Raw genomic sequence first — 10608 nt, forward strand, 5'->3', positions numbered from 1 at the left:
TATCATTTTTGCCAAAGATCATGTCGCGGACACCAGGCCGTTGAGGAGCTATTGACGAGCGAGCAAGGAGTAGCAGCTGGCTAACGGTCAACGGACCGTCTCTGATTTTGCGGTGGCGCCGCGTCGCAGCCGTGGTTGTGCAGACTGCGACACAGGACCGCTCAGCACCACGGCGGCTGAATTGTGGCAGCGAAGCAAGGGCTCATAATCGGCCTGAAGAGCCTGCACCCCTCGGTCCTGAGGCTGATCAGCTCGTTCATCATCTCATCGCACCAACAAAAGAGGCTGGGGGCGAACGTGCCACCACGAAAGCACTCCGGCGCGAAGATTCGAGATTTCGCCTGCGCGACCTGAAGAGGCGCGCGATCGGAATGGCTACAACCTATGGTCATCACTTCCGTCCTTGACGCAGCGTCGGCCCGTTCCAAGCTGCTCCCCAGCCCTCACGTGAAGCGTCTTATGATCCCAAGCAGGCGGTCGCAGGATCTCGCGAGTTGCCTTTGCGGCGCTGTTGCGAGCCCTAAAAGCAAGCCGGACTTTGCGGAATTCGGCGACGCATACCAGACGGAGAGCGGTGCCGGGGCCATCCCGAATGCCAGCGTCTCCCGTGCGATGGCAATGTCCGGCGCGCCGTCTGGCAGGCGCAGCAGCACGGCCAGACCGGCGATAGCCGCCTCCCCGGCACTCGGCGGAAGGCATTTCAGCAAGGCGTCGCGTTGGGCGGAGTAGACGCGCTTCGTGCGCCTCAAATGCCGCATATAGTGGCCTTCGCGCATGAACTCGGCGGTTGCGAGCTGCACCGCCGGCCCCGGAGGCGGCGCAAGACAGGCCGCGACCTCCGCAAAACGCGATGCCAGCGCAGGCGGCGCGATGAGAAAGCCGAGCCGGAGCGCCGGGCTGATGGTCTTGCTGAAGGAGCCGATATGAATGACGCGCCCGGCGCGATCGAGCGAGGCGAGCGCCGGTGCCGCGCGGCCATCGAGCTGCAATTCACTCAAATAGTCGTCCTCGATGACCCAGGCTTGCGTCCGGGCCGCCCAGTCGAGAAGGCGCAGTCGTCGCGCCAGTGACAGCGTGGGCCCGAGCGGCGCCTGCTGCCCCGGTGTCACGACGACCAGCGCTGCATCCGGGGCATGGTGGAAGCCATGGCCGACATCGATTCCATCGGCGTCGATGGGAATCGGCGCGAGCGACAATCGCGCGAGCTCCAGGCCGCGCCGGGTAAACGGGAAGCCGGGATCCTCCATCCAGGCTTTCCGCCCCTCAAGGGCGAGCACGCGCAGTGCCAGTCCAAGTCCGCTGGCGAATCCGCCGGTGATGATGACCTCGGATGGGGAACACTCGATGCCTCGCCCGACGGCAAGATAGCCGGCGATCTCCCGCCGCAGCTCCAATTCGCCGCGCGGGTCGGGATAGATCGCCGGAGCACTCGATTCCGCCCGCACAGCCTGCGAACGGATTCTGGCAAAGAGCGTTGCGGGAAAGGTTTGCTGCGCAGGCACGCCCATCTGGAAGATCGCCGGGCCCACCGTCATCTCCAGATATTGCTCCAGGAACGAGCCGGGATCGGGCGGCTGCTCGAACCGGGCGGCGGCGGCAGGCCGATCCGCGACGCGGGTTCCAGCCGCGCGCGAGGCGACGATGAGCTGGGCGGCGGAGAGCTTGTCATAGGCGGTGCGCACCGTGCCTCGTGCAACGCCGAGCTGCGCCGCGAGATCGAGCCAGGACGGCAGACGCGCGCCGGGCGTCAGCACCCCGCTTTCGATCGCGGTGCTGATGCCCTTGCGGATCTGCTCGGCCAGCGGCGTCTTAGCGGACCGGTCGAGTTGCAGTTTCAGCGGCTGGTCCATGCTTTCTTGGTACACGATTTTTGCTGGTTCTTGGTGCTTTTTTTAGAACCAGAAAGCCGTCATTTCTAGGGGGCAAGGAAGAAACGCCATCATGACGACACGCAAAGGAGAACCGTCACATGACTATACGATCTTTGATTGGCGCGACTTGCGCCGCCCTCGCAATCGCCACCGCGATGCCTGCCGCGGCGCATTACCCCGGCGACGCTGTCACGCCCCATTTCGAGCGGGCGATACCCAACATTCCGGGCAAAACGCTGACCGCGCTCATCGTCGACTACCCGCCGGGCGGAGCCTCGGCCCCTCACAGGCACGCGGACTCGTCCTTCATCTTCGCCTACGTCCTCTCCGGAGAAATCGAGTCGAAGGTGAATGACGGCCCGACGCAGATCTACCGCGCCGGCGAGAGCTGGTACGAGCCGCCGGCGGCCAACCACCTCATCAGTCGCAATGCGAGCAAGACCAAGCCGGCAAAGCTGCTTGCGGTCTTCGTCGCCGACAGCGAAGAGAAGGAACTGACCACCAACATCGAGTGAACCGACCTTCGTCGGCAAAACGACTTTAAGGAATAAATCAAGTGAGCAAACGTCTCGACTACAACCAGATCGCGCCAGCCGGCGTCAAAGCGCTTGGCGGAATCTACGGCTACATCATGCAGAGCAGCCTCCCCTCGGAGCTGGTCGATCTGGTCTACCTTCGGATCTCGCAGATCAACAACTGCGCCTACTGCCTCGACATGCACACCCGCGACCTTTTGAAAAAAGGGCAGAAGATCGAGAAGATCGCGCTGGTGCAGGCATGGGCGGAAGCCGGGAATCTCTTCGACGAGCGTGAGCGGGCGGCCCTCGCCTGGGCCGAAACCGTGACGCGCGTGGCCGAGACCAACGTGCCGGACGAAGCTTACGAAGCCGTGCGTGCCGTGTTCGACGAGCGCGAACTGGTCGATCTGACGATCGCGATCGGCCTGATGAACACCTACAATCGCCTGGCGATCAGTTTCCGCAAGACGCCACAGGCTGCGCTCGAAAACTAGGACGGGCAAAGCGCCCAACCAAGGAGTTGGCTATGAAGATCTTTATCGCAGGCGCCACTGGCGCCGTCGGCCTGCCGCTTGTGCGGGCGCTCGCGACGCTTGGCCATCAGGTGACCGGCATGACCCGCCCGGGTCAGCGGCCGGATCGTCTGCGCGAGCTCGGGGCCGAGGTGTCTTTCGCCGATGCCTTCGACGGTGAGGCGGTCCATCGCGCGATCGAGGCGGCAGCGCCGGACGTGGTTATCGATCAGCTCACCTGGCTTCCGGCCAACCCTGCCGACATCATCAACGCGATGCCCAACGATACGCGCCTTCACCGCGAGGGAGGCGCCAATCTCCTCGCCGCGGCAGAAAAGCTGGGAGTCCGCCGCTACATCATGCAGTCTCGCGGCTTCTACCTGGAGGCGCCGGCAGGAGGGCTTGCGGACGAGACCGCGAGGCTGAGATACGACGCTCCCGGCGAGATCGGCGAGAGCACGCGGACGATCGGCGCCTATGAGGACCGGGTGCTCTCCTCGCCGCTCTATGGCGTCGTGCTCCGTTACGGCTTCTTCTACGGTCCCGGCACCTGGTACCGGCCGGACGGCGCCATTGCGGATCAGGCACGCAAGGGCGAGTCGACAATCATCGGAGACGGCAATGGCGTGTGGTCCTTCGTGCACATCGACGACGCTGTCGCCGCGACGGTGGCGTCGGTGACGGCCGAGCCGGGTACCTACAATGTCGTCGACGACGATCCCCTCCCCGTCGCCGAATGGCTGCCGGCCTTCGCCCGGTGGGTCGATGCTCCAGAGCCTAAGCGCGTGAACGCGAAGGACGCGCTAAAGACGGCCGGCGAAGAAGCGGTCTACTACCACACCCGCCTGACCGGCGCTTCCAATGGCCGGGCGAAGGCTGAACGCGGCTTCGCGCCGCGGCCGCTTCTGTGGAAGGCTGCTTGATTGCCGCCCAGGAGCAAACGGATGAAGTCGGTCCGCGCTTTCTGGCTGTTTCGTCGAAAGCGCGGGCTGCTGCCGCTTCCAAAAAATGAACTATCATCGAAGGCAGCCAGGCACGGACGTTCGGAAAGAACCATGGCACCGAAATTCGGCAATGATGAAGAGTTGCATGCTTATCGCGAGGTGCTGCTGATCCGTCGTTTCGAGGAGAAGGCCGGCCAACTCTACGGCATGGGCCTCATCCGCGGCTTCTGCCACCGCTACATGGGCCAGGAAACCGTCGTCGTCGGCATGCAGATGGCGACGAAGGAAGGCTGCCAGGTGATCATCGGCTACCGCGACCACGGCCACATGCTAGCCTCCGGCATGCACCCGAACGGCGTCATGGCCAAACTCACTGGACGCCGCGGCGCTCTGTCGAAGCCATTCCCGGCGAGCCGGTCGACGGCATGGATGTCCGCTCCGCGGTCGGGCAAAGCGCCATCGAGCATGCCCGCACCGGCCAGGGCCTGTACATCCTCGAGATGCACGCCTACCGCTACCGCGGCCACTCCATGTCCGATCCGGCAAAAGTACCGCTCGAAAGACGAGGGTGACCCGCGTTCGCGAGGAGCAGGATGCCATCGACCTCGTGCGCCGGCGCCTTCTGGAGGATTGGAAGCTGTCGGAAGACGAGCTAAAGGCCATGGACAGCAAGGTGCGCGAGACCGTCGACGAGGCGTCCGAGTTTGCCACGAATGATCCCGAGCCCGACCCGTCGGAACTCCATACGGAAATCCTGCTCTACGCTCTTTCCGAAAGTAATACGGGCCGGAACCAGACTATCCGGGCCGGCCGCGTTGGCCCTCGAGGGCCCAGGCCATAGGAAATCAAAGTCAGGATACGCTGGAGCAGCACGCGAGGCCGTTTGCTGAATGAGCGAGTTTCTCACGAGCATATCAGGCATTGTCCCCGTCGCCGCCGCCGGCTTGGAGATCTGGGCGAGTATGGCTTCATAGCGGCGCTGGGATTTGTTCTCGGTTTCGCGATGAACCGCGGCTCGATCTGCACCGTCATCGCCACGAGGGAGTTGGTATTGGAGAGGAGGCCAGCGCGTTTCATCGCTCTGGTCGAATGTGCCGCCTGGGCGGCCCTCGTCTACGCCATCCTCGAAACGGCACCGATGATGCCAGAGGGCTGGTCGTCACTCGGCTACTTGGTTCCCGCAGCCATTTTGCTTGGAATCGGCTCCTATGTGGACGGCGCTTGCGTGTTCGGGTCTGTTGGGCATCTCGGGAACGGCGAAATCGAATTCGCGTTCACGTTTCTCGGCATCTATGCGGTCGTCTACATTGAATCTCTGCTCGATCTACTTGCGGATCGACCGGCGATAGATGCTGCTCCATCGCTTGGGGCGGCCATTCCCGCGCTTCTACTACTGGCGGTCGTGTCTCTCAGGCTTGGCGTGTCACACAGATCCAAGTCTAGTTTCCGACGGCTGTCGCTCTCGATGGGTGCGGTCGGCATCACCTCTTCGATCCTGGCGGTTCTTGGGCCTGGGTTCTCTGTCACCGCATCGTTTGGACCGATCGCTTCGATACCCGTCGCGGGCGCCGTAGTTTCGTTCAGCATGTTCGGCGGCAGCCTCGTGTCCGCGAGACTTAGGAAGCATGGATTCATGCTGAAATGGCCAACAGTAAAGACCATGCTCAAGAGAACGCTCGCGGGCATGCTCATGGGATTGGGTGCGCTGCTCATTCCCGGTGGGAACGACACGCTGCTGCTGATTGGTCTTCCCGCGGGAGCATGGCAGGCAGCGCTCGCCTACGGGCTGTTCGTTGCGACCCTCGCCGCACTTATTCTCAAACTCGGTTCGATCGCAAAAGCTTGGTCCTGAGGCTCGACAGAAGACCACCCCACCGTTGGATGGTATTATGACGTAGGGCTAAAGTTAGGGAGAGGATCGATGAGTGGCACGTTGCACCCGCTTCTGCAAGAAGCTCTGGAAGCGCATGGCGGGCACGACCGCTGGCGCAAGTTCAAGGGTATTGCCTCGACCATACGGACCGGTGGAAAGCTATGGGAGCTGAAAGGCGCTCCTTTGATCTCTGTGCCGCGGCGCGCAACAAGCGAGTTTCTCCGCCAGTGGACCCGAGTCACTCCGTTTGGAGAACCCGGCTGGGCGATGACCTGGACTCCCGAGCATGTGGAGATCACTGCTGGAGATGGCTCGATTATCGCCGAGCGAGACAACGGACGTGAAGCGTTCGATCGCAGCTTCAACGGACAATGGGACCCGCTGAACCTCGCCTACTTCAACGGCTACGCCATGTGGACGTACCATGCGACACCGTTCGTTTTCGGCGAATCCGGCTATGAAGCTCGCGATATTCGGCCGGTCGAGAACGAAGGTGGGACGCTTCGTGGCGTCGCCGTGCGGTTCCCCGAGAGCGTACACAGCCACACGCAGGAACAGCGCTTCTACTTCGGCTCGGATGGGCTGCTGCGCCGTCACGATTATACGGTTGAAGTGTGGGCGGACACGCCGGCCGCACACTTCATCTCTGATTACGTCGACGTTGACGGGCTGAAGTATCCAACGCGCCGCAGCGTGTTCATAGTCAAGCCGGATGGCACTCTCGACCACGATTTCAACGCCGTCACAATCGAGCTGTCGGATTACGCGCTGTTCTGAGAAGACGCTGCCGCGATAACTGTGTTGTTCCCTACGGCTATATTCGAGATCAGTCACAGCGAATAATCGAAATCGCTCTTAGAGGGCCGTGAGGCCGGCGAACCTTCACGGAAGACCCGAAGTACGATGCAGGCCCGGGCCAAACCGGTCACCCAGGAAGAGATCCGCTTGAGCCGTGCACCATCGGCGATGCCGCGGCGGGCTATCGGGGATCAAGTTTCACCGCGCGGTTCGCTCTCCTCCATCCCCTCCCCGGGTCGGCGGCGTCAACCGTTCTTCCGCCGCGAGCAATTGCCGCGCCATGCGTTTGGCTTCCCGGGTGGGCTCGGCGATGCGGGTGATTTGCGCAACGGCGACCGCCCCCTCGTGCAGCAGGTTGATCTCGGCCGCGATCCGCTTCGGCTCGGCAAACCGCGCCGCATGGGCGAGTTCCTCGAAATAGGCGAGCGCCAAGCGCTTGTGCATCAAGGAAGCGCGAAACACGGGATCGACCGTGTCCTTGTGCTCTGCCGCCGCGCTCATGAACATGCAGCCGCGGAACTGCTTGTCGCGGACCGTGGTTTCTAGGAAATCGAACGTCGCCAGAAGGCGTTCGACGGGGTCGCCCGTACGCTGCTCGACAAAGGCACGCATGGCATTGCGGTCCTCCTCGTCGCGCCGTTCGAGCGCGGCCAGGATCAGGTCTTCCTTGGTTTCGAAGTGCCGGTACAGCGTCGTCTTGGCCACCCCCGCCTCGGCGATGATCAGGTCGATGCCCGTCGCGTGATAGCCATACTGGTTGAAAAGCCGGAGGGCTGTGTCGAGCAGGTGGTCCCGGATTTCCGAACGGCGCATTTTCGTCCTCGCAATGCGTAACAGGTCTGTATCGTTTCTTACCGGTCACGGAAAACAAATACAAGGGCTTTCCTTGCAACGAGCAGCCCTTTCGGCCCACGGCAGCCCGGGGAAAGGGAGTTCCCTGGGGAACAAGGCCGGGATCCTTTCAAAAGCTCGCTCTTGCCAAACGATACAGATCGGTATACTTCTTCTCTCATTCGATACAGCTCGGTATCGTTACTCCGCGTCAGCCGGGCGGATCGCCCACCGCGGACAACCCAAGGAGAAGACAATGCCTCATGTTCCCATCCGCAGCGTCGCGGCCCATCCGCGCGCACAGGCTCGCGCCGTTTCCCTCGATCTGGCCGAGCACCACGGCCGGACCGTCACCGCGGCTGGCCTCTATCTTTCGCTGGTCGTGATCTATGGCTGGTTCGGCGGTATGAAGTTCACCGCTTATGAAGCGGAAGGGCTGACCGGCCTGGTCGGCAACAGTCCGCTGTTGAGCTGGAGCTACTCCCTCTTCAGCGTAAGGGACTTCTCAAGCCTTCTCGGCTTCCTCGAACTCAGCATCGGTGCCCTGATCGCGGCACGGCTCGTCAACCCGGTTTACTCGCTCGTCGGCGGTTTGCTCTCGGCCGGGCTGTTCGCGACCACGCTCAGCTTCATGGTGACGACCCCGGGAGTCACCGTGCCGGAGCTCGGCTTTCCGGCGATTTCGGTCGCTGCCGGTCAGTTCCTGCTCAAGGACATCGGCCTGCTCGCCCTCTCCCTCTGGATTGCCGTCGACTCGCTCGCGGCGCTCCGCTCAAACAAGGCCTGACGAAAACAAGAGCGGGGCCCGCCTCCGCCCGCATCCCGAAATTGCAGTGAAAGAAACCACCATTCCCAGATCGGCCGTGCCGGTCGGTTCAATGAAAGGAACGTCCCATGTATTTGACCTATGTTCTGTCTAAGATCCGCGCCCACCAGCGCTATCGCCGGACCCTTCGCGCGTTCACGCAATTGAACGACTACTTGCTCGAGGATGTCGGCATTACCCGCAACGACATCGACATTGTCGCGCGCCGGCAATACGACCAATGAACCCCGAGGCTGCGTCACTGCTGGTCCCAGACCGTGACGCAGAAGGAGATCACCTCATGAACACGCATCATGCCAGGGTCCTGATCATCGGGGCCGGGCCGGCCGGTTATACCGCCGCCATCTACGCTGCCCGCGCCAACCTGAAACCGCTCCTTGTGACCGGGCTGCAGGCGGGCGGCCAGCTCACCATCACGACGGATGTCGAGAACTACCCCGGCTTTGCCGAACCCGTTCAAGGCCCGTGGCTCATGGAGCAGATGCGGCAGCAGGCGGAGAATGTCGGCACCGAGGTGGTGTACGATATCATCACCTCGGTCGATCTCTCCGAACGCCCGTTCCGTCTCAAAGGCGACTCCGGCGACACGTATATCGCCGATGCACTGATCATCGCGACTGGAGCTCAGGCCCGCTGGCTTGGCCTGCCCTCAGAGAAGACATTCAATGGTTTCGGCGTCTCGGCTTGCGCGACCTGTGACGGCTTCTTCTATCGAAACAAGGAAGTGGTCGTTGTCGGCGGCGGTAACACAGCCGTGCAGGAAGCGCTCTACCTGTCGAACCTTGCCTCCAAGGTCACGGTCGTTCATCGCCGCGATCGTTTCCGCGCGGAGTCGATCCTGCAGGACCGTCTCCTGGCGAAGCCGAATGTCGAAGTCGTCTGGAACCACGTCATCGACGAGGTTATCGGCGAGCACGAGCCGAGGAAGTCGGTAACCGGCGTCCGGATCCGCAACATGAAGACGGGCGAGGTGCAGGAGCTGTCCACGCACGGCCTTTTCGTCGCGATCGGACACGATCCGGCAACCGCGTTGTTTCGCGGCCAGCTCGACATGGATGCAGACGGCTACCTCAAGGTCGGCTCCTGGTCGACGAAAACAACCGTCCCCGGGGTGCTGGCCGCCGGCGATGTCATCGACCCGGTATTCCGCCAGGCGATCAGTGCCGCCGGCATGGGATGTATGGCGGCCCTGGAAGCCGAGAAATTCCTGGCCGAGCATTCACGCGATCGGGTCGCCTGGGCGATCGAGCCGCGTGAAACGAAGATGGTTGAAGCATAAGTGCAGGGGATCACCGGCGAAACGAGGGGCCCTTGGGGAAGCGCGGACCCGCCCGCATCATCTGCGGAGGTCCGCGCTTTCTCTACGCTTCCGGCTGCCCTTGCATTCGAACGGCGCCAGAGTGACAACCGGTTCCGGCAGCTGTCTCCCCTCGCCGAGATCATGGCCGTTTAATCAAGCCCAAGCGAGACCGATCAATGGACATCAATCAGGTCAGGTACTTTCTCAATCTGGCTGAAACATTGAACTTCACCGAAGCCGCGCGTCGAAGTGGTGTCTCGCAGCCCAGTCTCACGCGGGCAATCCAGCGCCTCGAGGAAGACTTGGGCAGTCCGCTGATCTATCGCGACGGCAAGAACAGCCGCCTGACGGCGCTCGGCCGCGACGTCCAGGCCGAGTTCATGCGCATCGAGCTCGCGCTCAGAAACGTGCGCGAGCATTCCGAAAGCACGGTGCTCGGCCGGCGCCGTATTCTCGATATAGCCGTTGCGCCGACCATCGGCCCTGCCGCATTTGCCGCATTCTTTGACGACGCGCTTTGCGAGCTTCCCTCCGTGAAGATCAACATGCATCAGCTATTGGCCGGCGAAGGCGCGAACGAAGTGCTTTCGGGCAAGTATCACGCCTGTATCCTGCCGCGGGCGCCGCGCCCCAACCCCAAGCTCAACGTCGTGCCGCTCTTTCGCGAGCGGTTCCTCCTCGCCTGCGCGGAGAGCCATCCGCTGGCGGGCAAGGATGTCGTCAGCACCGAGGCGATCGCCGCCTATCCCTATGTCGACCGGCTGGCCTGCGAGTTTCACACCGAAATCACTGAGCACCTGATGGACCATGACGCGGTCATGCAGCCGCGCTTCAGTGCCGACCGCGAGGACTGGGTCCAGCAGGTCGTCGCCGAGGGCCGTGCGATCTGCATCATGCCCGAGCGGTCCATCGTCGTGCAGGGCATCGTTACCCGTCCGGTGGAAGGGATTTCCCTGGAGCGCGAACTGGTATTCGTGACGGTCTCCGGTTCCGGCACACCACTCGAGATCCGCAAGATCGCGCAGCTGGCGGCTCGGCGCGACTGGTCGTGAGCGGGTGCGACCGTAGCGCGGCTATGGAATCTATGCACAGCCGATATTGGGAATCCTCATCACCCCTCGCCATATTCAGGCAA

At 62.6% G+C, this 10608-nt stretch carries 11 protein-coding genes and 1 pseudogene; 10 read left to right on the top strand and 2 right to left on the bottom strand.

Annotated features, from left to right (window positions below):
* Positions 1-443: 443 nt before the first annotated feature.
* A complete protein-coding gene (pdxR, locus tag AYK65_RS21495) occupies positions 444-1850 on the bottom strand; it encodes a MocR-like pyridoxine biosynthesis transcription factor PdxR (protein WP_172402052.1) in 1407 nt (468 codons plus the stop codon).
* Between the two features lie 119 nt (positions 1851-1969).
* Here pdxR and AYK65_RS21500 point away from each other — a divergent pair, with 119 nt between their 5' ends.
* From AYK65_RS21500 to AYK65_RS21525, 6 genes and pseudogenes are all read left to right on the top strand, one after another.
* On the top strand, positions 1970-2386 hold the full coding sequence (locus AYK65_RS21500; protein ID WP_081160557.1) for a cupin domain-containing protein: 417 nt from the start codon (positions 1970-1972) through the stop codon (positions 2384-2386).
* A 41-nt stretch (positions 2387-2427) separates the two neighbouring features.
* Positions 2428-2883, top strand: a complete 456-nt coding sequence (locus tag AYK65_RS21505) for a carboxymuconolactone decarboxylase family protein (protein WP_081160561.1) — start codon at positions 2428-2430, stop codon at positions 2881-2883.
* A 32-nt stretch (positions 2884-2915) separates the two neighbouring features.
* Complete coding sequence (locus AYK65_RS21510) at positions 2916-3824, top strand: NAD-dependent epimerase/dehydratase family protein (RefSeq protein WP_081160564.1); 909 nt, start codon at positions 2916-2918, stop codon at positions 3822-3824.
* Positions 3825-3956: 132 nt separating this feature from the next.
* Positions 3957-4686 (top strand): annotated as a pseudogene (locus AYK65_RS21515) (thiamine pyrophosphate-dependent enzyme).
* A gap of 42 nt (positions 4687-4728) precedes the next feature.
* Entirely contained in the window at positions 4729-5697 is a 969-nt protein-coding gene (locus tag AYK65_RS21520) for a YeeE/YedE thiosulfate transporter family protein (protein ID WP_244560068.1), read from the top strand.
* A 69-nt stretch (positions 5698-5766) separates the two neighbouring features.
* Complete coding sequence (locus AYK65_RS21525) at positions 5767-6495, top strand: hypothetical protein (RefSeq protein WP_081160569.1); 729 nt, start codon at positions 5767-5769, stop codon at positions 6493-6495.
* Between the two features lie 219 nt (positions 6496-6714).
* On the opposite strand, the gene AYK65_RS21530 is transcribed toward AYK65_RS21525, so the two are convergent.
* Positions 6715-7329 carry a TetR/AcrR family transcriptional regulator gene (locus tag AYK65_RS21530; protein ID WP_081160572.1) on the bottom strand — a complete coding sequence of 205 codons (615 nt, stop codon included), beginning with the start codon at positions 7327-7329 and terminating at the stop codon, positions 6715-6717.
* Between the two features lie 274 nt (positions 7330-7603).
* On the opposite strand from AYK65_RS21530, the gene AYK65_RS21535 reads away from it, so the two are divergent.
* From AYK65_RS21535 to AYK65_RS21550, 4 genes are all read left to right on the top strand, one after another.
* Positions 7604-8134 carry a YkgB family protein gene (locus AYK65_RS21535; RefSeq protein WP_139793295.1) on the top strand — a complete coding sequence of 177 codons (531 nt, stop codon included), beginning with the start codon at positions 7604-7606 and terminating at the stop codon, positions 8132-8134.
* A 107-nt stretch (positions 8135-8241) separates the two neighbouring features.
* On the top strand, positions 8242-8397 hold the full coding sequence (locus tag AYK65_RS21540; protein WP_081160574.1) for a DUF1127 domain-containing protein: 156 nt from the start codon (positions 8242-8244) through the stop codon (positions 8395-8397).
* Positions 8398-8453: 56 nt separating this feature from the next.
* On the top strand, positions 8454-9452 hold the full coding sequence (gene trxB / locus AYK65_RS21545; RefSeq protein WP_081160578.1) for a thioredoxin-disulfide reductase: 999 nt from the start codon (positions 8454-8456) through the stop codon (positions 9450-9452).
* Between the two features lie 197 nt (positions 9453-9649).
* Positions 9650-10525 (top strand): LysR family transcriptional regulator, encoded by an 876-nt coding sequence (locus AYK65_RS21550; protein WP_026617433.1) that lies wholly within the window; start codon positions 9650-9652, stop codon positions 10523-10525.
* The last annotated feature ends 83 nt before the right edge of the window (positions 10526-10608 follow it).

Source organism: Ensifer aridi (genome assembly GCF_002078505.1).
Classification (GTDB): Bacteria; Pseudomonadota; Alphaproteobacteria; order Rhizobiales; family Rhizobiaceae; genus Sinorhizobium; species Sinorhizobium aridi.

Bases quoted from the DNA above. Each gene is read 5' to 3' on its own strand.
- trxB (WP_081160578.1), top strand. From the start codon at position 8,454: ATGAACACGCATCATGCCAGGGTCCTGATCATCGGGGCCGGGCCGGCC.
- AYK65_RS21510 (WP_081160564.1), top strand. From the start codon at position 2,916: ATGAAGATCTTTATCGCAGGCGCCACTGGCGCCGTCGGCCTGCCGCTT.
- AYK65_RS21540 (WP_081160574.1), top strand. From the start codon at position 8,242: ATGTATTTGACCTATGTTCTGTCTAAGATCCGCGCCCACCAGCGCTAT.
- AYK65_RS21535 (WP_139793295.1), top strand. From the start codon at position 7,604: ATGCCTCATGTTCCCATCCGCAGCGTCGCGGCCCATCCGCGCGCACAG.
- pdxR (WP_172402052.1), bottom strand. From the start codon at position 1,850: ATGGACCAGCCGCTGAAACTGCAACTCGACCGGTCCGCTAAGACGCCG.
- AYK65_RS21530 (WP_081160572.1), bottom strand. From the start codon at position 7,329: ATGCGCCGTTCGGAAATCCGGGACCACCTGCTCGACACAGCCCTCCGG.
- AYK65_RS21550 (WP_026617433.1), top strand. From the start codon at position 9,650: ATGGACATCAATCAGGTCAGGTACTTTCTCAATCTGGCTGAAACATTG.
- AYK65_RS21500 (WP_081160557.1), top strand. From the start codon at position 1,970: ATGACTATACGATCTTTGATTGGCGCGACTTGCGCCGCCCTCGCAATC.
- AYK65_RS21525 (WP_081160569.1), top strand. From the start codon at position 5,767: ATGAGTGGCACGTTGCACCCGCTTCTGCAAGAAGCTCTGGAAGCGCAT.